This is a genomic window from Flavobacterium sp. A45 (assembly GCF_002001005.1).
GTDB lineage: Bacteria > Bacteroidota > Bacteroidia > Flavobacteriales > Flavobacteriaceae > Flavobacterium.
Window position 1 is genome coordinate 157,220 of record NZ_MUNX01000065.1, and the last position, 24,115, is coordinate 181,334.

27 protein-coding genes are annotated in these 24,115 nt (G+C 31.6%); 16 read left to right on the forward strand and 11 right to left on the reverse strand.

Features of this window, described 5'->3' with window-relative positions; genetic code table 11:
• Positions 1-26 precede the first annotated feature (26 nt).
• A complete protein-coding gene (locus B0E44_RS06735) occupies positions 27-1,088 on the forward strand; it encodes an oxidoreductase (RefSeq protein ID WP_124019299.1) in 1,062 nt (353 codons plus the stop codon).
• Between the two features lie 59 nt (positions 1,089-1,147).
• Here B0E44_RS06735 and B0E44_RS06740 read toward each other — a convergent pair whose 3' ends face one another.
• The 4 genes from B0E44_RS06740 to B0E44_RS06755 all read right to left on the reverse strand — a co-directional run bounded on the left by B0E44_RS06740 (position 1,148) and on the right by B0E44_RS06755 (position 3,904).
• Positions 1,148-1,606, reverse strand: coding sequence for a sensor of ECF-type sigma factor (locus B0E44_RS06740; protein WP_077371941.1), 459 nt, complete (start codon positions 1,604-1,606; stop codon positions 1,148-1,150).
• A 42-nt stretch (positions 1,607-1,648) separates the two neighbouring features.
• Positions 1,649-2,077, reverse strand: a complete 429-nt coding sequence (locus B0E44_RS06745; RefSeq protein ID WP_077371944.1) for a hypothetical protein — start codon at positions 2,075-2,077, stop codon at positions 1,649-1,651.
• A gap of 113 nt (positions 2,078-2,190) precedes the next feature.
• Entirely contained in the window at positions 2,191-2,733 is a 543-nt protein-coding gene (locus tag B0E44_RS06750) for an RNA polymerase sigma factor (protein ID WP_077371947.1), read from the reverse strand.
• A 58-nt stretch (positions 2,734-2,791) separates the two neighbouring features.
• A complete protein-coding gene (locus B0E44_RS06755; RefSeq protein WP_077371950.1) occupies positions 2,792-3,904 on the reverse strand; it encodes an SRPBCC family protein in 1,113 nt (370 codons plus the stop codon).
• A 258-nt stretch (positions 3,905-4,162) separates the two neighbouring features.
• On the opposite strand from B0E44_RS06755, the gene B0E44_RS06760 reads away from it, so the two are divergent.
• Complete coding sequence (locus B0E44_RS06760) at positions 4,163-6,199, forward strand: dihydrofolate reductase (RefSeq protein ID WP_077371953.1); 2,037 nt, start codon at positions 4,163-4,165, stop codon at positions 6,197-6,199.
• 51 nt (positions 6,200-6,250) lie between these two features.
• Here B0E44_RS06760 and B0E44_RS19020 read toward each other — a convergent pair whose 3' ends face one another.
• Positions 6,251-6,439 (reverse strand): hypothetical protein, encoded by a 189-nt coding sequence (locus tag B0E44_RS19020; RefSeq protein WP_077371956.1) that lies wholly within the window; start codon positions 6,437-6,439, stop codon positions 6,251-6,253.
• Between the two features lie 81 nt (positions 6,440-6,520).
• Between B0E44_RS19020 and B0E44_RS06770 the strand changes: the two genes are divergently transcribed.
• Positions 6,521-6,901, forward strand: a complete 381-nt coding sequence (locus B0E44_RS06770; protein WP_077371959.1) for a nucleoside triphosphate pyrophosphohydrolase family protein — start codon at positions 6,521-6,523, stop codon at positions 6,899-6,901.
• A 99-nt stretch (positions 6,902-7,000) separates the two neighbouring features.
• Here the strand turns inward: B0E44_RS06770 and B0E44_RS06775 are convergent, their stop codons facing one another.
• Positions 7,001-8,068 carry a branched-chain amino acid aminotransferase gene (locus tag B0E44_RS06775; protein ID WP_077371962.1) on the reverse strand — a complete coding sequence of 356 codons (1,068 nt, stop codon included), beginning with the start codon at positions 8,066-8,068 and terminating at the stop codon, positions 7,001-7,003.
• Positions 8,069-8,375: 307 nt separating this feature from the next.
• Here B0E44_RS06775 and mnmD point away from each other — a divergent pair, with 307 nt between their 5' ends.
• The 3 genes from mnmD (at position 8,376) to B0E44_RS06790 (ending at position 9,792) form a co-directional block, all read left to right on the forward strand.
• Entirely contained in the window at positions 8,376-9,035 is a 660-nt protein-coding gene (gene mnmD, locus B0E44_RS06780) for a tRNA (5-methylaminomethyl-2-thiouridine)(34)-methyltransferase MnmD (RefSeq protein ID WP_077372048.1), read from the forward strand.
• Between the two features lie 151 nt (positions 9,036-9,186).
• Entirely contained in the window at positions 9,187-9,384 is a 198-nt protein-coding gene (locus tag B0E44_RS19025; RefSeq protein WP_077371965.1) for a hypothetical protein, read from the forward strand.
• Positions 9,385-9,600: 216 nt separating this feature from the next.
• Positions 9,601-9,792 carry a hypothetical protein gene (locus B0E44_RS06790; protein WP_077371968.1) on the forward strand — a complete coding sequence of 64 codons (192 nt, stop codon included), beginning with the start codon at positions 9,601-9,603 and terminating at the stop codon, positions 9,790-9,792.
• 49 nt (positions 9,793-9,841) lie between these two features.
• On the opposite strand, the gene B0E44_RS06795 is transcribed toward B0E44_RS06790, so the two are convergent.
• Positions 9,842-10,783, reverse strand: coding sequence for a LysR substrate-binding domain-containing protein (locus B0E44_RS06795; protein WP_077371971.1), 942 nt, complete (start codon positions 10,781-10,783; stop codon positions 9,842-9,844).
• A 184-nt stretch (positions 10,784-10,967) separates the two neighbouring features.
• Between B0E44_RS06795 and B0E44_RS06800 the strand changes: the two genes are divergently transcribed.
• The 3 genes from B0E44_RS06800 (at position 10,968) to can (ending at position 14,602) form a co-directional block, all read left to right on the forward strand.
• Positions 10,968-11,447 (forward strand): Dps family protein, encoded by a 480-nt coding sequence (locus B0E44_RS06800; protein WP_077371974.1) that lies wholly within the window; start codon positions 10,968-10,970, stop codon positions 11,445-11,447.
• A 766-nt stretch (positions 11,448-12,213) separates the two neighbouring features.
• Positions 12,214-13,869 (forward strand): SulP family inorganic anion transporter, encoded by a 1,656-nt coding sequence (locus tag B0E44_RS06810; protein WP_077371980.1) that lies wholly within the window; start codon positions 12,214-12,216, stop codon positions 13,867-13,869.
• Positions 13,870-13,960: 91 nt separating this feature from the next.
• Positions 13,961-14,602, forward strand: coding sequence for a carbonate dehydratase (gene can / locus B0E44_RS06815; RefSeq protein WP_077371983.1), 642 nt, complete (start codon positions 13,961-13,963; stop codon positions 14,600-14,602).
• Between the two features lie 66 nt (positions 14,603-14,668).
• Here can and B0E44_RS06820 read toward each other — a convergent pair whose 3' ends face one another.
• The 4 genes from B0E44_RS06820 to B0E44_RS06835 all read right to left on the reverse strand — a co-directional run bounded on the left by B0E44_RS06820 (position 14,669) and on the right by B0E44_RS06835 (position 17,785).
• Complete coding sequence (locus tag B0E44_RS06820; RefSeq protein WP_077371986.1) at positions 14,669-15,871, reverse strand: LETM1-related biofilm-associated protein; 1,203 nt, start codon at positions 15,869-15,871, stop codon at positions 14,669-14,671.
• Positions 15,872-16,073: 202 nt separating this feature from the next.
• Complete coding sequence (locus B0E44_RS06825; protein WP_077371989.1) at positions 16,074-16,643, reverse strand: YdeI family protein; 570 nt, start codon at positions 16,641-16,643, stop codon at positions 16,074-16,076.
• A gap of 17 nt (positions 16,644-16,660) precedes the next feature.
• A complete protein-coding gene (locus B0E44_RS06830; RefSeq protein WP_077371992.1) occupies positions 16,661-17,188 on the reverse strand; it encodes a superoxide dismutase family protein in 528 nt (175 codons plus the stop codon).
• A gap of 72 nt (positions 17,189-17,260) precedes the next feature.
• Positions 17,261-17,785, reverse strand: coding sequence for a hypothetical protein (locus B0E44_RS06835; protein WP_077371995.1), 525 nt, complete (start codon positions 17,783-17,785; stop codon positions 17,261-17,263).
• Between the two features lie 124 nt (positions 17,786-17,909).
• On the opposite strand from B0E44_RS06835, the gene B0E44_RS06840 reads away from it, so the two are divergent.
• From B0E44_RS06840 to B0E44_RS06875, 7 genes are all read left to right on the forward strand, one after another.
• Positions 17,910-18,341, forward strand: coding sequence for an META domain-containing protein (locus B0E44_RS06840; RefSeq protein WP_077371998.1), 432 nt, complete (start codon positions 17,910-17,912; stop codon positions 18,339-18,341).
• Between the two features lie 37 nt (positions 18,342-18,378).
• The gene (locus B0E44_RS06845; RefSeq protein WP_077372000.1) at positions 18,379-18,885 is read left to right on the forward strand and encodes a DUF4251 domain-containing protein; all 507 of its coding nucleotides are present in this window, start codon (positions 18,379-18,381) and stop codon (positions 18,883-18,885) included.
• Positions 18,886-18,995: 110 nt separating this feature from the next.
• Complete coding sequence (locus tag B0E44_RS06850; RefSeq protein ID WP_077372003.1) at positions 18,996-20,084, forward strand: calcium:proton antiporter; 1,089 nt, start codon at positions 18,996-18,998, stop codon at positions 20,082-20,084.
• Between the two features lie 43 nt (positions 20,085-20,127).
• The gene (locus B0E44_RS06855) at positions 20,128-21,375 is read left to right on the forward strand and encodes a BamA/TamA family outer membrane protein (RefSeq protein WP_077372006.1); all 1,248 of its coding nucleotides are present in this window, start codon (positions 20,128-20,130) and stop codon (positions 21,373-21,375) included.
• 115 nt (positions 21,376-21,490) lie between these two features.
• Complete coding sequence (locus tag B0E44_RS06860) at positions 21,491-21,973, forward strand: hypothetical protein (RefSeq protein ID WP_077372009.1); 483 nt, start codon at positions 21,491-21,493, stop codon at positions 21,971-21,973.
• Between the two features lie 221 nt (positions 21,974-22,194).
• A complete protein-coding gene (locus tag B0E44_RS06870; RefSeq protein WP_124019297.1) occupies positions 22,195-22,953 on the forward strand; it encodes a hypothetical protein in 759 nt (252 codons plus the stop codon).
• A gap of 130 nt (positions 22,954-23,083) precedes the next feature.
• Positions 23,084-24,004 (forward strand): transporter, encoded by a 921-nt coding sequence (locus B0E44_RS06875; RefSeq protein ID WP_077372018.1) that lies wholly within the window; start codon positions 23,084-23,086, stop codon positions 24,002-24,004.
• Positions 24,005-24,115 lie beyond the last annotated feature (111 nt).

Sequence of the window (24,115 nt, forward strand, 5' to 3'; positions counted from 1 at the left end):
TATTTGAAAAAAATAAATAAGATATGATGAGAATAATTATTGTAATAGTGCTGTTTTTTAGCGGTTTGTGTTTTATGGAAGCTCAGGATTTAAAAAAGAATAAAATAAAACAAACTATTTTTAGTTCGATTCTTATCGATACACTTTTTCAAGATAAAATTAGTATCAGAGCAATTGTGTTGGATAGCGATAAGATTTGGTATGCTGGAGACAAAAACCGTTTTGGTTTCTATGATTTAAAATCAAATAAAAAATTTGAAAACACGATAATTGAAGATACTTTGAAGATCGAATTTAGGAGTATGGCCAAAACCGCTAATTATATATATGTGCTTAGCGTAGCCAATCCTGGATTATTATATCAAATTAGTAAAGATGAAAAAAAATCCAAATTAGTTTATCAAGAAAGAAATGAAAAGGTTTTTTATGACAGCATGCAGTTTTGGAACGATAAAGAAGGGATTGCGATTGGTGATCCCATTACGGATTGTCTTTCTGTTATAAGAACGCATGATGGTGGAAATACTTGGAATAAGCTATCCGATAGTAAACTTCCAAAAGTTTTTGAAGGTGAAGCCCATTTTGCAGCCAGTAATACCAATGTAATTGCAAAAGGAAATGATACATGGATTGTTTCGGGGGGAAAGAAATCAAGAGTTTTTTATTCTCCCGATAAAGGAGATTCTTGGAGTGTTTATGAAACGCCTATGGTTCAAGGGAAGCAAATGACTGGGATTTTTACTGCCGATTTTTATGATTCCAAAAATGGTTTTGTTGCAGGAGGAAATTATGAAATCTTGAATCAGAATTTTAGCAATAAAGCAGTAACAAATGACGGAGGCAAAACTTGGAAGCTTATAGCAGAGAATGAAGGATTCGGATATGCATCCTGTGTTCAATATGTTCCTAATAGTAAAGGAAAAGGAATAGTTGTTGTTGGGGCATCCGGGTTACATTATTCGTCGGATGGCGGTTTGAATTGGATACAATTCAGCAAAGATTCAAGTTTATATACAATCAGGTTTGTAAATGAAACTACAGCAATTGCTGCTGGACGCAACAAGATGATCCGCATTCGTTTTAAATAAAAAAATCCCGTTTTATAAATCAATTATAAAACGAGATTTTTATAGAATTAATACCAAAATCATTTTTTGGAACCTTTGTCTCTGTATTGCTGTAAAAGTTTTCTGTTGAAATTTTCTTCTGCTTTTTTTAATTTTAATATTTTAATTGGGGGAAGTATCTCTTTTAAATTCAGTATGAATTTTTTTCGTAAATTGTATAAATCATCTTCATTGTCCTGAATTTGATCTAAAAGAGCAGTGGCATCTTTCTCTGATAATTTATCAAGATTGTCACCTTGCATTCTTTTGAAATAACTTTTCATTTTTTGATGTCTTAATTCAAATTGTTTATCATCAAAAGTATTATAAAGAGGCCAGAATTTTTCAGCTTCGCTTGAAGTGAGATCAAGTTCGGTTGTGAAGAATGCAACTTTCATTGTTCTGATTTGCTCTTTTTTATCTTTAAAATTTTCGTTTTGAGCATAAAAATTAAAAGATAAAAACAGAAAAAGTATTGGGAGTAATTTTTTTAAGTCCATGGTTTTTTTGTTTGAGTGTGTTTATTTTGGAAATTTGTAAGTTTAATTTTCAATAACAAGGTTTTCTATGTTAGGGTTTGAAGCCAGCATATCTTCTAATGTTTGAGTTTCAATTTCTTTTGTATCCACAATAATGATATTGCTTTCAGGTTCAATTTCGTTTATTATTTCATCTTGATTTATATGATCTTCTTCCGTTAAATAGTTTTCAATAGTTGCAGAGTCGAGATCTTTGCTTTTTGAGTATGATTGGTATGCTATAGGAATCATTAAGGCAATTGTAAAAACTGCAGCGATAGCCAAAAGAACTGTTTTTCTTTTTCTAAAAATAGATATAACTTTAGTTTCCTCAATAATAGGTTCGTTGGCTAATTTTTCAATTAGCGATGCTTGAAAATTTTCAAAGTAGTTGTCAGGAGTTTTAAAACCTGATTCTATTTTTGGTGTGTTATCTAATTTAAATGGTTTCATGTGGCAATATTTTTTTATGAAATAATAATTGATATCAGTTTTTTTGGATGCTATCACATATTTGTTGTTATCATTTCATAATTGTGAATTAGACTCGTTACTTTAAAAAAGGTTTAATCAGTTGTTACAAAAGCCTCTATTTTTTTTACAGCATGATGATAAGATGCTTTTAATGCGCCTACCGATGTCCCTAGGATTTCGGATATTTCTTCGTATTTTAGATCTTCAAAATATTTCATTTTAAAAACCAGTTGTTGTTTTTCTGGTAATTGTGTTATGGCCTTTTGTAACTTGATTTGAATTTCGTTACCATCAAAATATATATCGGCTTTCAAATTGTCAATCGCTTTGTTTTGTAGTTCAACAGACGAAATACCGCTTTTTTTTGCTTTTTGATTTAAAAAAGTCAATGCTTCATTGGTGGCAATCCTATACATCCAAGAAAACAGTTTGCTTTCGCCTTTAAAATTTTTTAAATTTTGAAATACTTTTATAAAAGTGTTTTGCAAAACATCATCGGTATCATCATGATTTAAAACGATGTTTCGAATATGATTGTATAATGGTTTTTGATATTGGAGCAGGAGTTCTTGAAACGCTTGATTTTGCGTTTGAGGGTTCAATAAACTGGTAATGAATTCCTTTTCTTCCTCCAATTTGATCTGTTTTTAACTTAGATGTGAATGAATGAAAAAGGTTTAATCCGATAGGAAATTAAAATTCGGACTCTTCTTGACTTTTATTAACTGCTGGTGCTGGAGCAATAACAGTACTGTCTTTCACAACTTTTCTATAGGGTGTTGGGACAACTTTCGGTGCTATGGGGAAATAGATGTCTGTTTGCCATTTTGAAGGGTTTAAACTTTCATTTTTACCAATGGTAAATATTTCCAAATGTGAAAAAGTTGTACCTGTAAGTATTTTTTTGCTGGCAGTGTATTCTAAAGTTTTTTCTAATGCTTTGTTTTTGTAGGTGTAATTTCCGGTCAAAGTTGTTTTTAATGCTTCAAAAGCAACTAATTTCCCTGACAGAATATCACTTCCTTGGCTAGTGAAAATTTGCTCTTTTATAGGGATACAAAATGAAACTCTGGTCAAATCCTTGATTGTGTCGTAAGTGTGGTAGATGATAAAAGGTCTTCCATTCTGGCTTATATTGTTTTGATTGCAAAAAGTTTTGATTTTACCAAAAACAACATTTGCATTTCGGGTTATATCGGATATTTTACTTGTGAAGGATTGTCTTAAATAAAAGGTTTCCAGTTTTTTTACGATTCCATTTATCTTTACATCAAAAATAGTATTCTCAAAATTAAGGCTTTTGTCAAGATTAGCGAGACATTTATCATAGACTTCTGCTAATGAATTCTGAGGTTTTCCATTAAAAAAAGCATTTATTTTTTGCGTGAAATTCATTTTCCCGACAGATTTCCAAGTTACTTTTGTACCGCCTACTGTGTCTTTGAAAGCCCAAAAAACTTCTGAAGCAGTGCCGTTAAATTCCATTTTTTGGACAATGCTGTCATTTCCTTTCGTGTATAATGTTTCTATGTAGCCATTATCATTACTGCCTTCCCATGTCAATGAGCTTTGACTTCCGCTGGTTATAGGTGAATAAGATAATTTCATAGCCTTATCAGAATCAATCCAAGAACTGAATTTTTGCCAGTTCTTGTAATCATTTACATAACTAAAAACGGTAGTTTTTGGTGAATTAATCAGTTTACTGCTTTTTACTGTGAAATTTCCTTTTTGTGTTGCAATGTATATGGTAAGTGCCACAAGGGTTAATAGGAATAAAAGAAAAAGATATTTGATAATTCTCATAATAGGGACTGATTGTTTTTTCTGATGTAAAGTTAGAAATTTAATTAATTATACTGTAAAAACTAAAAATAAAATGCAAAGAGTTTTTTGCGATAAACAGAATTCCTTCAAAAAGAACTTTGCATTTTTCTTCTTTCTTTTTTTGGAGTTGATGAATATTTAAATTGAGAATTATTGGAGTTCCTGTTTTTATTATTTGTTTAAAGAATCAGTATATTTGTTGAGTATTTATTTGTTTAACATCTAAAAGAATTATAAATGAAATTAGTTAAAATAGCAGGTCTGTTTATGGTTTTTGCGATTTCTGTTGGTAGTAATGCGCAAACCGATAAAAAAGGAGCGTCAAAATCGAATGAGAATAAATCTTTCGATTTCTTTGTAGAACAGTTTTCGGATATAAAAATTTTGCGCTATGAAATTCCAGGCTGGGAAAATCTTTCTCTAAAGGAACAGGAATTGGTTTATTATCTTACGCAGGCCGGATATTCTGGACGTGATATAATATGGGATCAGAATTATAAAAGCAATTTAAAAATCAGAAAAGCATTAGAAAATATTTATCAAAATTATAAGGGTGATAAAAAAACTGATGATTGGGAAAAATTTGAAATTTATATAAAAAGAGTATGGTTTTCAAATGGAATTCATCATCATTATTCTAATGAGAAAATTAAGCCGGAATTTTCAGCAGACTATTTCAATACTTTGCTGAAAGCTACCAAAACCAATTTGTCTCCTAGAATTGTTGAAGTTTTGTTCAATGATGTTGATTCGAAAAAAGTAAATCTTGATGCCTCAAAAGGATTGTTGGAAGGATCTGTAATTAATTTTTATGACAAAGGAATCACTCAAAAAGAAGTGGAAAATTTTTATGCTTTGAAAAAAAGTCCAGATCCTAAGAAGCCGTATTCTTTTGGTTTAAATTCAAAATTAGTTCGTAATGCGAATGGTCAATTAGAAGAGAAAGTCTGGAAGAGTGGAGGTATGTATGGTACAGCTATAGATAAAATTATCTATTGGTTGGAAAAAGCGCAAAAAGTAGCCGAAAACAAAAAGCAGGGTGATGCCATTGGTCTTTTGATTAGTTATTATAAAACTGGAGATCTTAAAACTTGGGACGACTATAATATTGCTTGGCTACAAGCCACTGAGGGAAATATTGATTACATTAATAGTTTTATAGAAGTTTACAATGATCCATTGGGATACAGAGGTTCATACGAATCAATTGTTCAGATTAAGGATTTTGATATGTCCAAAAAAATGGAGGTTGTATCCAAAAATGCTCAATGGTTTGAGGATAATTCTCCATTGGCTCCCGAACATAAAAAGAAAAATGTGGTTGGTGTTTCCTATAAAACTGTTGTGGTTGCTGGAGAATCTGGGGATTCATCACCAAGTACGCCAATTGGGGTGAATTTGCCAAATGCAGATTGGATTCGAGCAGATCACGGTTCCAAGTCAGTATCGCTAGGGAATATTATTGATGCCTATTCTAAAGCAGGAGGAAAGGGAAGATTGCAAGAATTTGCCAATGATGCGGAGGAAATAAGATTGGCCGAAAAATACGCTGAAATTGGAGGTAAATTACATACTTCTTTGCACGAAGTGGTTGGACATGCATCAGGTCAAATAAATCCTGGAGTTGGAACTCCAAAAGAAACATTAAAAAATTATGCTTCAACATTAGAAGAGGGAAGAGCTGATTTGGTAGGGTTGTATTATTTATACAATCCAAAAATTCAAGAAATTGGATTGGTTGATAATTGGAAAGAATTAGGAATGCAGTGTTATGACAGTTACATCAGAAATGGTTTGATGACTCAATTGGTTCGTTTAGAATTGGGTGCAAATATTGAGGAAGCTCACATGAGAAACCGTCAATGGGTAAGTGCTTGGGTATTTGAAAAAGGAAAAAAGGACAATGTTATCGAAATGATTACACGTGACGGAAAAACCTATTTTAATATTACCGATTATGATAAATTACATGATTTGTTCGGACAATTATTGAAAGAAGTACAGCGAATTAAATCTGAAGGTGATTTTGAAGCTGGTAAAGCCTTAGTAGAAAATTATGGTGTGAAAGTTAATCAAAAAATACACGCCGAAGTATTGGAACGTAATAAACAATTTCCAGATGCTCCTTATAGCGGTTTTGTGAATCCAGTTTTGGTTCCTAAATTAAATGCCAAAGGAGAGATACTATCGATAGCAATAGAACAACCTAAAACATTTGCTGAACAAATGTTGAAATATTCTAAAATATATGGTTTTCTACCATTAGAAAATTAAAAAAGGAAAATCGAATATATAAAAGCGTCTACAGAAATGTAGGCGTTTTTTTTAATGTTTAAAGTAAATCTTAATTACAAATAGAAGGCCAATAAATACCAAAAAACCAATTAAAATTTTATAATTTCCTTTATAGAAAACTTTGTGTAGATTGGCATCTTTTCGATAAGCAAATACCATTGCTATTACAAATGCGATAAAAAAACAGAGAGCAAATATTAATTGACCTTGGCTGAACATGTTTGAATAATTTTTGGCAAATTTAGCTAATAGTTTAGAAATAGTTGTTAATTTTCCATTTCAAATAAATAATAATAAAGGATGGAAAAACAAATCAACGCTGTTAAGGAATTTCACACAGCATTTAGGATAGGACATAGTGAAACGCCAAGAGCTAGTTTAGGCGAAGCCAAAAATATACTTCGTTATAATTTGATGAAAGAAGAGAATGAAGAATATCTTGAAGCCGTTCAGAATAATGACTTAGTAGAAATTGCCGATGCACTAGGGGATATGATGTATATTCTTTGCGGTACCATAATCGAGCATGGGCTTCAACATAAAATTGAAGCTGTTTTCGACGAAATTCAGCGATCTAATATGAGTAAGTTAGGTGAAGATGGAAATCCAATTTACCGTGAAGACGGAAAAGTAATGAAAGGTCCTAACTATTTTAAACCAGATTTTTCGAAACTGATTTAGTTAGTGTATTATACTTGATAAAGCAAAAGAGCGATTTTCAATTTGAAAATCGCTCTTTTTATAACTTCAATCTGCAATCTTGATTCTGCAGTCTAAAATCTATACTTTAATCGTCCAACCAAAAGTATCTTCCGATAGTTTGTTTTGAAGGTTTGTTAATTTTTCTTTCAATAAAGAAGCAAATGAATTTTCAATTTTTGGCAATTCATAATAAACGTCCTTATATGAGTAACCAGCAATTGGGTTAACAACGGCAGCAGTTCCAGCACCAAAAATTTCTTTCAAAGTTCCGTTCTTGGAAGCTTCAACCAATTCAGAAACCAATACAGGGCGAACTTCTACCGAGATTCCTTCTTTTTTGGCCATATCGATAAGACTTTTTCTGGTAATACCATCTAGAATACGCTCACTTACTGGTGCAGTCAATAAAGTGTCATTTATTCTAAAAAACACGTTCATTGTACCAGCTTCTTCAAGTTTGGTGTGTGTAGCATCGTCAGTCCAGATTACTTGTTGGAATCCTTGTTTGTTTGCCAAAGTAGTTGGGTAGAATTGGGCAGCGTAATTACCGGCAGCTTTAGCGGCTCCGATACCTCCGTTGGCAGCTCTACTGTAATGTTCTGCAATTAATACTTTTACTTCTCCAGAATAATAGGCTTTTGCAGGAGATAGTAATATCATGAATTTATAATCTTCAGATGGATTTGCAACTACACCAGTTCCTGTAGCTATCATAAAAGGTCTGATGTACATTGTACTTCCATTTCCTTTTTTTACCCAAGCTTGGTCTAATTTCAATAATTGTTTCAATCCTTCCATAAAAACAAATTCTGGAACTTCTGGCATAGCCATTCTTACGGCAGATGTATTGAAACGTTTATAGTTTTCATCCGGTCTAAAAAGCCATACATCATTATTGTCATCTTTGTAAGCTTTCATACCTTCAAAAATGGCTTGTCCATAATGAAAGACTTTGGCAGATGGATCAAGTAAGAAAGGCGCATACGGTTTAATTACTGGTTGTTGCCATTCTCCATTTATGTAATCACATTCAAATAAATGATCTGTGAATACTGCTCCAAAGCTTAAATTATCAAAATCAACTTCATTTATTTTTGAAGTAGCTGCTTTTATTATTTCTATTTTGTTGGCTTGAGTGGTACTCATAATTGTTCTTAATATGTTTTAAAAAAATAGTTATTTAGTTAATAAAATGACTGCAATAAAAAGTTTTCTATTACCAGTAATATTGATTGCAAAATTAAATAAAAATCGGATAAATACTTGTCAAAATATCATTAATTATGGTGTTTAACTGTGATTTAATTATTGTATAATTTTATTTGAGAATTGAAGTGAAATTATATGGATTATATAAAAAATATGGTTATTGGATAGCGATAAGAAATTCTTTTATTTAATTTTGAACGCATTATAGTATTTTAAAATGCTATATAACCTCAAAAAACACATTTTGGAAAGAGAAATTATACATACTCAGGATGGTTCTACGACAATTCATATCAAAGAATGGAATGAATGTTACCATTCTAAACATGGTGCAATACAGGAAGCTAAGCATGTTTTTATAAAAAATGGACTGGCATTGTTCCCAAATCAAAGCATTTCCATTCTCGAAATTGGTTTTGGTACAGGTTTGAATACTTTTATAACCTATTTGGAGGCTCAAAAATTAGGTCAAACTATAGATTATGTTGGGGTTGAAGCCTATCCAATTTCAGAACATGAATTGCAATCCATGAATTATTTAGAAGAATTAGATGCTTTGGATTTAAAAGACATTTTTGACAAAATACATTCAACAAATTGGGAAGAGAAAAATGACTTGTCAGAAACTTTTTCTTTGACAAAAAGAAAACAATTTTTTGAGGAGATTGATGATATTGAAAAATTTGATTTAATTTATTTTGATGCTTTTGGTTATCGAGTTCAACCGGAATTATGGAGCACTTCAATATTTGAAAAAATGTACAAAGCACTTAAACCAAACTCATTATTAGTTACTTATGCTGCTCGCGGTGTTGTCAAGAGGAGTATGATAGAAGTTGGATTTACCGTTGAAAAACTTGCAGGACCTCCAGGAAAAAGGGAAATGTTTAGAGCCAGAAAGTAAATTTTAGGCTGAGTATTGATTTATAAAGTGATAATACGAAAACGATATAATTTGATATTTCTTTGTTAAAAATGTAAAAGGTATATAAAAAATAATGTACATTTACATCACGTTAAAATCAAGATCTAACCCCAAAAAATCTTAATTTATTATGTCTAAAGTAATGTTTGATTATACAAAATCAGTGTTAGAAAGAGTGAGTTTTGACCCTGTACTTTTTTGTAAAGAATTAGAAAAAGCAATCCGAACACTTTTACCTTTCGAATTGGATCAATTAAGGGAGTGGTTATTTAGCTTCACAATCGAGAAACCAGAATTGAAACAGTGTTTAATAATTGTAAACTCATAAATAAAAGGGACCAAGTAATTGGTTCCTTTTATATTTTTTACAAGTTATGGAATTAGGGTTGAAATATTGCATTGTAGTAATTTAGCTTCTAATTATGTATATAATGTGTAATTTGTCGATGGTATTTGTGTTTGATGGAGTGTTTTATTTGCAGAATTGAATTATTTCAATATTTTTGCACCTGTTTACTAACGAAATATTTAAACCTTTTTTGTTATGTCTAGAATGATTTATGATTATACAAAGATGGTACTCGAAAGAGTGAGTTTTGATCCAGAGCTTTTTGAAAAAGAGTTGAAAAAAGCATTAAGGAGTTTGTTGCCTTATGAAATTGAACATTTAAAAAATTGGTTATTGTTCTTTACGGATGAAAAACCAGAATTGAAGAGATGTTTGATTCACATATAGGGCAATTTAGAAATAAAAAAGGAACCAACTTGGTTCCTTTTTTTATAAGTTATTTTTTTAGCAGCGGGCTAATGATTTGTACGTTTTGAAAGACAATGGCACCTTTTACAACTCCTGAAATGGTACTTCTTAAAGCATCGATGATTTGAATCTTCAATTCGCTTTTCGGATAAATTAAGCTTACTTCACGAGCTGGTTTGGGTTCCTTAAAATGCCTAAGTTTTAATTTGTCTGAATCTTTTAAATCTAAGGTGTGCAAATAAGGAAGTAAAGTCGTTCCTAATCCTTCATCTGCCAGTTTTATTAATGTTTCAAAACTACCGCTTTCAATTTGAAAAGATTTTAGTCCAGCTTCATTTCTGTTTTTGCATAAATTCAAAATGCCATCTCTAAAACAATGTCCGTCTTGAAGCAACAGAATGTCATTGATATTAAGATCGTCTATTTCAATTTCTTCTTTTTGAAAAATGGCATTATTCTCTGGAATGTAAGCGACAAAAGGTTCGAAGTATAAAACAATTTCTTTGATTTTTTCATCTTCCAATGGTGTTGCGGCAATAGCAGCATCCAAATTGCCGTTTTTTAATTTTGTAATTATTTCATCTGTGTTCAATTCCTCAATGATTAACTTTACTTTTGGGTATTTCTTAATGAAATTGTTTAAAAACATAGGAAGTAAAGTGGGCATTATTGTAGGTATTATACCGAGCCTGAATTCACCACCAATAAACCCTTTTTGTTGTTCTACAATATCTTGTATGCGGTCTGCTTCATTAACAATGTTTTTAGCTTGATTTACAATTTTTTGACCAATATCGGTTAGTTGGATTGGTTTTTTGGTGCGGTCAAAAATCTGGATACTAAGCTCGTCTTCTATTTTTTGAATTTGCATACTCAATGTGGGTTGAGTGACAAAACATTTTTCTGCGGCCAGAGTGAAGTTTTTGTGTTCGGCTACAGCCAATACATATTTAAGTTGTGTGATTGTCATTGAATAGTATGTTTTTATGCAAATATAAAAACAATCAATTTAATTTATAGTTATTTTTTTGGCTTAATAGTTAATTTTGGAAAACGATAGAGCACTTACGATGTGTTTTCTTAATTTTAAGGCTGTATCATATTAAATAAATAGTCCAACAAAAGTTGGAATACTAATAAATTAAATAGAAAGCATGAAACTAAATACAATTGGATTACCAGTAGAAGAATCGGAGGTTATAATAGTTGAACTGAATGTACTTTTGTCGAATTATCAAATCTATTATCAAAGTTTAAGAGGTTTGCATTGGAATATTAGAGGGAGACGTTTCTTTGACTTACATCTTAAATTTGAAGAGTTGTACAATGACTCGCAGCTAAAAATTGATTTAATAGCCGAAAGAGTTTTAACATTGGGCGGAAGACCTTTGCACACTTTTGAGGACTACATTAAATTCAAGCAATTACCAGTTGGGAAAAATATTTCAAATGACGTTGAGGGTATTGAATTAATTGTAAGTTCTCTTTCTCAATTATTAACAATTGAAAGAGAAATTCTAAACAAAGCATCTGAGATAAATGATGAAGGTACCAATTCGATGATGAGTGATTTTATCGTAGAACAGGAAAAAACAATTTGGATGATGAATGCTTGGTTAGAAGATAGTTTATAAATCAGACAGTATTTTTAAGGAAAGCCTAATAAATTTGTTATGTTTTTTAGGCTTTTTTTGTGTTAATAATAAATTAATTTTATTGAACAAATTTTTTAATTTAATATCTATCTGTTACATTTGCCGCCATGAGAGTCTTTACAAGTATAGTATTATTATTTTTTGCGTTATTTCTGGTAGCGCCCACAATTGTGGCATGCTTGGAAAAAGATAAGGACTCTGCTAGCCTATGTGAAGATTGCAATACTACTTCTTCATCCTCATTTGAAGAGATAAAACATGACTTAAAATATTATACTTTTAACACTTTTTTGGAAATGTCTTTTTTTGACACTGAAAAAGATTCAGATCGTATAGTTTTTGAGAATTTATCAAGGCATGATCTAATAAGTGCTTCTATATTTATCCCACCTCCTAACAGAGTTTAAGTATCACCAATTTTCATTATCGATAGATTGTTAGTAATTAGTAGCAAATTTGATTTGTAGGCTAATAGCTAATATATAAGCGGTATTACTGATATTTTAATTTAAAATTGAGAGTAAGTATTTTTACTTTTCTATTTCCTTATATTATTGGGTTCGCCAGTTTTTTGGTATTTTTATTCGTAATTAATTAAATGGATTTTTTCAAAAGTAAATGGCGCAGTAATGATGATGGTATTCTTTTTTTCGGATAGCAATGTTTAGCATTGATTGTCCTCTTAACCACTACAATTATGGAATTGTAGTAAAAAACGAAATTAAACTTTTATCAAAAAAATATTATGTCAAAAAAAGCAAATCTTTTTACTCACTTTAAATCTGATTTTGCTTCAGGTTTAGTGGTTTTTTTAGTGGCGTTACCACTTTGTTTAGGAATCGCAATGGCTTCGGGAGCTCCTTTGTTTTCAGGAATTATTTCAGGAATTATTGGAGGGATAGTAGTTGGATATTTGAGCCAGTCTCAATTAAGTGTTTCGGGGCCAGCTGCTGGTTTAACTGCTATTGTATTAACTGCAATTACTGATTTGGGTGCTTTTGATATATTTCTGACCGCCGTTTTTATTGCAGGATTAATTCAATTGGGATTAGGTTTCCTAAAAGCTGGAAGTATATCTAATTATTTCCCAACCAATGTTATTGAAGGAATGTTAGCCGGTATTGGTGTCATTATAATTATGAAACAATTGCCGCATGCATTTGGTTACGATGCCGATTTTGAAGGTGACGAATCTTTCGTTCAGGCAACCGACGAAAATACTTTTTCGGCAATATTTAGTATTTTTAACCACATCCAGCTGGGGGCAATATTGATTACTTTGGTTTCAATTTCGATTTTGATAATGTGGGATAAAGTTCCCGCTTTAAAGAAATTAAAATTAGTCCCAGGGGCATTAGTTGCTGTAATAGTTGGAATTTTATTGAATGAATTTTTTATTACATCAGGAAGTTCTTTAGCTATTGGAAAAGAGCATTTGGTTTCTTTGCCAATTCCAAGTTCTTTTGAGGAATTTAAAGCCATTATCGTTACACCAAATTTTGCCGGAATTACAAATCCAAAAGTTTGGGTCGTAGGTTTAACTATTGCTATTGTTGCTTCTATAGAGACTTTGTTGTGTATTGAAGCTGCCGATAGAATGGATGTTCACAAGCGTTTTACTAATACTAATGTTGAATTAAAAGCGCAAGGTGTAGGAAATATGATAAGTGCACTTTTGGGTGGATTACCTATGACATCTGTGGTTGTTCGTACATCAGCTAATAATGCAGCGGGTGCCAAATCAAAATTATCAGCAATAATCCATGGAGTTTTATTGTTGGTATGTGTCCTTGCAATTCCTGTTTTGTTGAACAAGATACCTTTGGCAACACTGGCTGCAGTTTTGCTTTTAGTGGGTTATAAATTGGCTAAACCAGCTACTTTTAAGCATTTTTGGCAGTATGGAAAATATCAGTTTTTGCCATTTATTGCTACATTTTTAGGTGTTGTATTTACCGATTTGTTAAAAGGAGTTGCTTTAGGAATTGCAATTAGTATCGCATTTATATTAAGAGGAAATCTTAAAAGAGCTTATAGTTTTAAGAAAGAAGAGTATGTTGATGGGGATGTGATTCATATTGATTTGGCTCAAGAAGTGTCTTTCTTGAATAAAGCGGCTATTAAATTGACATTGGCAAAAATTCCTCGGAACAGTAATGTTGTTATCAATGCCGAGGATACCGTTTATATTGCTCATGACATTTTGGATTTACTACATGAATTTAAAACGACAAGAGCTGTTGATGACAATATAAAGGTCAAACTAAAAGGATTCAAAAAAGAATATGCCTTAGAGAATAGTGCAGAGATTCAAAATCACGTGACAATAGAGCATCATTACGATTTTGTAAAAAGAGAAATGGTGGAAACGAAAGTTGTTAAAGAAGAGTTTCCAAAATAATTTGTAGTTATAAAAATAAGTATTGAAACTTTTATACTGATCTTTGTATTAGAATTATTTTAAAAATAGCTAACAAAATATAAAATTAAAAATGAGTGATTTCTATAAAAAAATATTAGAAAACAATAAAAAATGGGTAGAAGACCAATTGGATTTAGACCCAGAATATTTTAAGGATTTGGCAAAAAGCCAGCAGCCACCATTATTATGGATTGGCTGTTCGGATAGTCGTGTTCCTGCAAATGAAATTATTGGAGCCAAACCTGGAGAGGTTTTTGTACATAGAAATATAGCAAACATGGTTATTCATTCGGATATGAATATGTTAAGTGTGTTAGATTATGCCGTAAATGTGCTTAAAGTGAAACACGTAATTGTTTGTGGTCATTATGGATGTGGAGGTGTAAAAGCGGCTATGGGTAACGATTCAATAGGTATCATTGATAACTGGATTCGTCACATCAAAGATATCTATCGTTTACATGACAAATACTTGAATTCCATATTGGATGAGGACGAACGTTTTAATGCTTTTGTTGAAATCAATGTAAAAGAACAAGTATTTGATTTGGCCAAAACGTCCATTATACAATCTGCTTGGAATAATGGTAATGAAGTTACAATTCATGGATGGGTTTATGGACTAAATTCAGGTTTTGTTACCGATTTAGGGGTTAACTTTAGTTCTGATAAAGATTTGGATGAAGTATATCAATTGAATTTTAAAAAATAATCGTGTTCTTACACAAGTAGAGATTATAAAAGGAAGGCTGTCTAAAATAGACAGCCTTTTTTATGTTTAATCTTCATGATTCAAATTCTCATTGAATGAGGAAGGTAATAATGTAGGTATGAATTTAATCAAAATAGGAAGCAATAAACTACCTCCAGGAAGTAAAAATATGGTTAATGATGGGACTGTTTTACAAATGTCCAATAATTGTTTTTTTACCTTTTTCTTTTCTTTTTCGTCCAGATCCCTATGGGTGGAATGCGCCAAAAGCAGCATTAATTCTTTACTTTCAATTATTTCCTTGACTAATCTCGATTTATTGCGAGAAATCAAAGTAATTACGCTTTGTGTGGTCTGGTCGTAAAAATGTTTTACGGGATTCGAATAATTAAAATAGGGGATGTCTTTTTTGTGCTTAGCAATAAAACCATCTGTGCTGACAATGCTTTCTTTGACAAACTCATCTTCAATGAGCAACGTTTTAGCTAGTGTATGCAAAAAGTAGGCTTCGTTGTTTTCAATAACTCCATCGCTCCACAAAGCCATTCCAGCCATATCGATTAGATATTTTTTTTCTAATTCTGCGGTGAAATAGTTCAATTCTAAATTTTCCAAGGTTATATTTTCGTTCTTGGAAAACTTACTGTATCGTATGGAGGCTTCAAATAATTTGATTAATAAATCATCGTATTGAGATTTGTTCGTTTTTATTTTTAAAGCCAAAGTCACTATATTGACAACTGTCTCTTCAATTTTTTTAAGATATTTTTCTGGAATCTCACCATGAATCAAATATTGCCGAAAAGCCAAAACATCAATAAAAAGCAAAGCATTGGTAACCAAATGCGAAAAGTTTTTATTGATTATGCTTTCATTTGTTTGTACGCGTTGGTCAATAATTTTTTCCAGCGTTAAAGCATTATTGCTTTTAGGAAGTATTTTTTTGAATAAACTAAATCCTTCGGGATGCATTTGTCTATAAAAAGCATTGGCTTTTTCCATAAACAGCGATGCCTCTTTTTCTTCATTCATTAATGAAAAAATACCATACAAAGCATTTAGTAAAGCTATTTTTGAAATTTCTTCTTTGAACCAGCCCTTAGTTTTTATTTCGAAAGGAGTGTCAAATGAAAGGATATGACCGTAGATAAAACCAGTATTTCTTAATTTTTGATAAAAAGCACCTTCTGTTTCAGATGCAGTGTGTTCTGATAACTTTAGTTTTGTAAAGAATTTATCTATCCAACCAGATGCTGAAGGGTTAATCATTGCTTAATTTTGATTTTGCAAAGCTATGTTTTTTTATGGATGAATGCGCACTTCTTGGGTTTATAAAATAAACGTACTAGGGATTTTTGTGAAATTTGCATTTTAAATTGGAGATAATTATAAATCAGTAACACAGTATGTTTTTAATTTCTGATTTAAAGATAAAGGAATCTGTTTTTTACGGATAAACAACAATGATACATCAGTCTCTAGCTTTTTTATTTTGATTGCAAAGGTCAATTATTTCAGTAATTCTTTTGTTTCTAGTTTCGGCTCTTTTGGCCTGATTGAGCCAATAAAGATAACTTTTTCGGTACGTAGGACTGAAGTTTTTATAGTTTTCAAAAGCAATTTTGTTTTGTTCGAATGCTTGTTCCAAGTCCTCAGGAATAATTAAATCTTCAACGGCATCCAATGAATTCCAAGAGCCATTTTGTTTGGCTTTTTCAATTTTAGCCAAGCCACTTTCATGCATGAGATTATCAGCAATGAGTTTTTCGATATAGGTTTTGTTGAGTTTGCTCCAAACACTTTTGTCTTTTCTTGGCGAAAAGATTTGCCTTCTACTGTGTTCGTCAATATTTCTTACCGTAGAATCAATCCAGCCATAACAAATGGCTACTTGAACTGCTTCTTCCCAGCGCATGCTCTCAAAAGGGCTGTTTACTTTATAAAAAATTAAATAGACACCAGATGACGAATGATGATTATTGTGTAACCATTCCCGCCAATCTGATGCTTTTTTAAAATAGTGGTGTTCTTTTTCTTTCAAGAGAATTGCCTATTGTTTTATTTTATGATGGCTGAACAAGCTACTCTTCCGCCAGCATTTCCTGTTGGCTGTGTTACAAAATCATCAGCACCTTGGTGAATGATAAGCCCTTTTCCTAATATATCTTTTGTCGGGTCTTCACCGCCAATTGACCATTCGTCTGTTGTAAAAGTGATAGTTCCATTTCCTTTTTCATCTGCGGTAAAATTGCCTATATCGCCTTTATGATGTTCAGCATCGCCCCATTTTCCGTGTTTTTTGAAGGTTGGATTCCAGTGTCCTCCAGCAGAACTTCCATCGGCAGCAGAACAATCGGATTTTTCATGAATATGAATGGCATGAACTCCAGGTTGCAATCCAGCTATTTTGGCGACAAAAGTAACTTTACCATTTTTCTCAGTAAAAGTAGCAGTTCCAGTAACATTGCTATTGCTCTTTGATTCAAAAGCAAGATTTAGGCTTTTTGAGTCAGCTGAATTGCTATTGGTTTTACAGCCAATTATTACAATAATAATAACAGCAATTGAGAAGATTATTTTTTTCATGTTTTTTAAAATTGAATTGAATGGTAAAAATACGTATAAAAAAGGGTATTAAAATTAATGGAAAGTTAAAATCTATTTCGACTTTTCGCCCACAAAATGGTTGGTTGGAGATTTAAATAATATATTGAATGAAGTTAAACTACCATAAATGCGGGTAATGTATTGTTGCAATTCAATCTTTTCTATTTCTTCTATTTTGCTGCTGTTTATTTTTTGTTCCATCACTCGCAAACGGTCTCGAACCATAATGATTTTATGAAAAAAAGTGTCAATCGAAATTTCCTTGGATGTCAATCCTGTTTGTCCAGGCTCTAAAATTAGTTTGCCTCCTTTCCATTTGTCACCAATTGGTACAATTTCGGAAACATCCGACCATTTTTTTAAAAGATTTCTCAAGCTTTCTTCAACTTCTGAAAAGCTTACGGTATCCACTTCATCCACAGTTGCTTCGATAACTTTAAATTCGTCGTCCAAAGCGATGGTTTCTAATCCATTTTCTATAAACGTTACCCAATATTCTTTGGAAGAGACATTGGTTATTACTCCTTTTCCATATTGGGGATGTTCAATTCGGGAACCTATTCCTAGTAGTGTCATTTTTTTTCTTTTTTACGAAAATAATGATACCTTTTTTAAAAAGCAAATTCGAAATCAAAACGTCTTTTTTCTTATTAATTATTCTTATTTTTACAAGACATAATTCTAATTTAAATCAATAATTATGAAGAAAATAGCACTATTTGTAGTATTTATTTGTATGAGTTTTGTTTCGTGTACAACATCCAAACCTGCAGTTGCAACAACTTCACTTGAAGGAACTTGGGAACTAAAATATATAACGGGTCCCAGAATTGCTTTTGATGGTTTGTACCCTAATTCAAAACCAACGATTGCATTTAATCTAAGAGAAAATAAAATCACGGGAAACAATAGTTGTAATCAGTATTTTGGGGCTTTGATCATAGATGGTGCCAAAATAAATTTTGAAGAAGCTAAAATGGGTATGACAATGATGGCTTGCGAGGGTAATGGGGATTCCGTTTATATGGATGCTCTAAAGAGAATTGAATCCTATACGATTACGGATGATGGAAAAACCTTAAACTTATTGTTAGGTAATATTGTGATGATGCGATTTACGCATCTGAACTAATTTTTTAATTTTTCTTTTAGCATAAAAACTTAAACTTATGAAAACATTGGTATTCTCTTTTTTTCTTACTTTTTCAATGCTAATTGGTTTTGGACAGGAAAAAACGAAACAGCAAATAAAAGAGGAAAAAAAACTAGTAAAACAAAAAGAAGTAGAAGCTCTTGTCAATTCCAAAGAGTTTGAATTTGTTGGTGATAAGGCATATCCTCAAGGAGGCAGAAGTATTGATTTGACTACAAATGCAAATTTTTTGCGATTCAAAAAAGATTCTATTGACAGTGAAATGCCTTTTTTTGGGAGAGCATATGCTGGAGTAGGTTATGGCAGTGGCGGTGGTTTGGATTTTAAAGGTCTAATAAAAGATTATTCCATTGAAAAAGGTAAAAAAAAATATATAATAAGAGCAGAAGTTAGTGGCAAGTCGGATTATTATACTATTTTTTTGACTGTCTTTTTTGAGGGAGGCGCTTCTTTAACCATAAATTCTAATAATCGTGCTTCTATTAACTATAGTGGGAATATTGACAAACTTAAAGTAAAATAGTTTTTTGAATAAATTATTTTTAAATAGCTATAAACAAATTAATCATTAACAAACAATAATTGGAACAGCAGTAGTTTTTTTAATGTTTAGGAAATAATATAGAATAGTTTATGAAAAAAGAAATCAATTCACACCTCCCTTTATGGTCTGTTGCAGCACCAATTTTGACTTGTATTTTGTATGCAGGAATGGTTTTAAATTTTGGAGGATGGTATTTGATTTTGTTGGCAGTAAGTTTGATTGTATGTATTTTGGCTGCTGTGCATCTTGCCGAAGTTATTGCACTAAGTGTTGGGGAACCATTAGGAACGTTAGTGTTAGCATTGGCAATTACGACAATCGAAGTGGCATTAATCGTTTCTTTGATGTTAGCAGGAGGAAAAGACACTGCGGTTCTGGCAAGAGATACCATTTTTGCTTCCGAAATGATTATTATCAATGGCATTGTAGGAGGTTGTCTATTGATAGGAGGGCTAAAGTTTAAAGAGCAAGTTTATGGTTTGGAAGGGGTAAGTGCGGCTTTAACGGTTTTGACGGCTATTTCGGTTTTGACATTAATTTTGCCCAATTATACAACTAGTATTATTGGGCCTGAATTTAATCAGAACCAATTGTTTTTTGTAGCTGTAATTTCTTTATTACTGTATGGTTCTTTTTTATTGATGCAAACTGTTAAACATCGCGATTATTTCTTACCTGAAAATGCTGATGACCACGAGGAAATACATGAAACACCGCCTTCTTTAAAAGTTAGTCTTATAAGTTCAATTTTATTGCTAATTAGTTTAGTGGCTGTTGTTCTTACAGCCAAGGCATTATCCCCTAGTATTGAATCAGGAATAGATTCTGTTGGGGCTCCAAAATCAGTTGTTGGTATCATAATTGCAATGGTCGTTTTATTGCCTGAAGGAATATCAGCTTTGAATGCTGCCCGTAAAAATCGTTTGCAGTCTAGCTTAAATTTAGCTTTGGGTTCTGCATTAGCAAGTATTGGATTGACAATACCTGCAGTCGCTTTTGTTTCACTTTATTTTGATATCCCTCTTTCTCTGGGGATAGATATAAAATCTACTGTATTGTTTGTTTTGTCTCTTTTTGTCCTGTCTCTTTCATTGCGGACAGGTAAAACAACAATGATTCAAGGAGTGGTTTTATTGGTGATATTTTCGGTTTATTTGTTTACTACAATAATTCCTTAGATAAGTTATTTAACATTTGAATTGCTAAATTTAAAATTGAACTATGATGATTAAATTTTTAATCTCCTTTTTTTTGATTTGTTTAGGCAATCAAAGTTTAGCTATTGCTCAAGAAAATTCACTTGTTGATAATCCTTGCCCGCCCAAAACTGTTTTTGAATTATTTAAAAAGAAAGACTCGATTCTCATCGTAAAACCGATTAAGAATAGTTTTTTGCTTGTGATTCCTGTAATTGGTGTTCAACCGGCAACTGGGTTTAGTTACGGCGCGACAGGACAATATACTTTTAAAGGAAAAGAAATTTCAGATAAATATTCTTCTGCAAATCTGGGAGTGACTTTTACTACCAAAAAGCAGTTATTAATTAATGCTAAAAATAATATTCTATTGAAGAATAATAGAATTTATCTTAGAGGAGATTATCGACTGTACATTTTTACCCAACCTAATTATGGTCTAGGAACCAATATTGTTCCGACAAATAGAGAAGACCCTGATTTTGATATTGAATCGATCAAAGAGCCGATGGATTATAACTATTTTAAGTTTCATCAAACCGCTTCATGGGAAATAAAAAAGAATTTTTATATCGGTGGAGGAGTAGAACTAGATTGGTATTCGACAATCAATGATAAAAACCTTGATGTAGAAAACGGGAAACTTACTAACCATTATAATTATAGTGTTCTGAATGGATTTAATGAAAAGGAATATTTTGTAAATGGGTTAAGCTTTAATTTTATTTACGATTCCAGGGATAACCAGATTAATACAAGAAAAGGTTGGTTTGCTAATGTCGATTATAGATTTAATTGGGGGTTGTTTAATGACCAAAAAGTGAGTAATGTACTCTTTACTGAATTTAGATATTTTATTCCAATGGATCCCAAAAGGGAACATTTTGTGCTTGGTTTTTGGGCTTTTGGACAGTTTGTAACCAAGGGAGTTGTTCCTTATTTAAATTTACCTGCCATAGGTTGGGATCAACGCAGTCGAAGTGGTGAAGGCTATACACAAGGACTGTTTCGAGGTAATAATTTAGCTTATCTTCAGGTTGAATTAAGGTTTCCCATAACCTGTAATCAGCTTCTTAGCGGAACTGTTTTTACAAATTTCACAACCGCAAGTAATAAGTATGATAATGTTAGGCTTTTTGAATATGTTCAGCCAGCATTCGGCTTTGGCTTAAGACTTTTAATTGATAAAGCTACTCGTACTAATCTTGTTTTTGATTATGCTGTAGGAAATCATTCCAATGGATTTTATCTTAATGCAGGAGAAACTTTTTAATTTCTTTGTTGTTGGTAAATTGTTGTTTGTGGTGAATTTGTTTTTTAATTTATTAAAATTTTAATGAGAAATTCTTATATTTGAGAGTAATTAACTAAATTTAAAACACACAAACATGAAAAAATTATTTTTATTATTTGCAGTAGCATTCTCAGCAACGACATTTGCCCAGACAACTTTGAAAGATGATATAGATGTTGTACAATCTATTTATGGGAAATCCAAATCAGAATTGGTAAGACAGTATATGGCATTGTCTGGTACACAAGCTACAGATTTTGGAAAGATTTATGACTCTTATGAAGTGGAAAGAAAAAAACTTGGCGAAGAAAAAGTCTACTTAATTAATCAATATGCTACAGATTATGCTGCTTTGACAGATGAAAAAGCGGACGTAATAGCCAAAGGTGTTTTGAAAAATAATATAGCATATGATAAGTTATATAGTTCTTATTATGAAAAAGCTAAAAAAGCAATAGGAGCAATAAATGCTACAAAATTCATTCAACTTGAAATTTATTTGCAAACAGAGATTAGAAGTAGCTTGCAAAATGCAATACCTTTTGTAGGTGAATTGGAAATGACAAAAGTGAAATAAGTATTTTGTTTCTTTAAAAGAAAGAGCGTAATAATAGTGTTACGCTCTTTTTTTTGTAACTTTAAGTACATTTTCAGATATTATTTACAATAAACCTAATAGAGATTTATTTATAAGTTCTTTTGTCATAAAAAGTGTTAATTTTTGTTTCTTTGTTTTGAAAAAAAATGTTAAATTTGTTAATATGCTTTCCTAGTTTTATGTAATTTAAAAAATTAATCATGAAAAATTTAACTACTCCATTTAGAATTGTCTTTGTTTTTGTATTGGTGCTATTTATACCTTCAACTAACGTTTTTTCACAATCTAATTCTAGAGATTTTAAGAACTCAGTGAAGTTTAATGTGTCCAATACATTGCTTTATGATAATTCATATCAGTTTTCGTATGAGAGAATGATTAAAGAAAATCAAAGTTTAAATGTTTTTACAGGATACCAAGAGTTTCCTTTGATAAATGTAGATATCACTGATGTTAATTTTGATAAAAAGAGTGATAGAAAAGGCTATTCCATTGGTGCTGATTATCGATTTTATTTAGGAAGTATCAATAAATTTAAAGGGCCAAGAGGTGTTTATTTGGCTCCATTTATTAGTTTTTTTCAATTTGACACAGATAGAGATTTAATTTATACCAATCCAAATACGGGTGTAGTAAGCAATGCTAATCTTTCTTCAAATTTTAATTTAACAAATGTAGGCGGTGAGCTGGGATATCAATTCGTTTTATGGGATCGACTTGTTATTGATTGCGTTTTATTTGGGCCTTCTTTGACCCGATATAAATTTAATGCAAAATTGGATGGTGATATTTCTGGACTTGATGAAAACGAGGTTTTTCAAAAAGTAATAGAAGCAATAAAAGATAAATTTCCAGGGATTGATGGAATTACAGGCGATGAGGGTATAGAAAAAAAAGGAGTTCAATCTGTAACCGCTGTTGGATTTAGATACAATATAAGTATTGGTTACCGATTTTAAAAATATGTAAAGGAAGACTATGAGACCTCATTTTTTTGAGGTTTTTTTAGGCTCAATTTTTTGCAGTTGTGCCTAAAATTGTTCCAAATGCTATTTTAGAAACATTTTTTTATTTTTTTAAATTCACAATATGGTTTTACAATGGGTATTTAATATTAGGAAAGCTAAATTTTTATTAATTGTCATTTTCTTTATTTTCAATTGGTGCATGGCTCAGGATCTTGAGCCAAGAGTTTATGCAAATTTGCCTAAAGGAGGTAATATTATAGTGGGGTCTTATGGATTCATGAAAGGAGATGTTGTCTCAGAACCAACTTTACCTATCGAGGATTTTATCATTTCAAGCAATAATTTTGGAGTAGGGTATATGCATACTTTTGGCTTGGCAAATAAATTAGCCAGGATTCAAGTGGCAATTCCTTATGTAATTATGGATGGGAAAGCTACAGTAAGTGGGGAAAGAGTCACAGGAAATAGAACAGGTTTTGGTGATATGCGTATACGGTTTGGAGTCAATTTATTTGGTTCGCCCGCATTAGAAAGAAAAGATTTTGCCAAATATCAGCAAAAAACAATATTTGGGACAAGTTTAGTTGTTTCAGTCCCTACAGGTGCTTATTATGCAGATAAAAGAATTAACATAGGAGCCAATCGTTGGGGATTCAAGCCAGAAGTAGGTGTGTCCAAGCGTTTTGAACATTTTTACGCCGAATTGTATTCAGGAGTTTGGTTTTATACACAAAACAATGAATTTCTTGGCGATAAAGATTTGCAACAAAAACCAGTGCTTTCTTTTCAAGGTCATGCCAGTTATTATTTCAAAAATCAAATGTGGGTTGGAATTAATCTTAACTGGTTTAGCGGAGGAAAAACCGTTATTAATGATTTGCCTGCAGGAAGTGTTATAAATAGTTCTAGAATTGGTGCTACATTTTCTATGCCACTCGCAAAAATGCAGTCTATAAAATTACAGTTTAATACAGGAACTTTTAAGAGTATTGGATTGAATTATGATTCCGTCAGTATCGGTTACCAGTATGTTTTTTTCTAGTCGTCTGAGGGGGTGCAGTTTATTGTATTTTAACTGTTGATTTATTTATAAATATACTATTAAGGGGTAATTATTATTAGTGTATTTATTGTTATAAAGTTGTTAAAATAC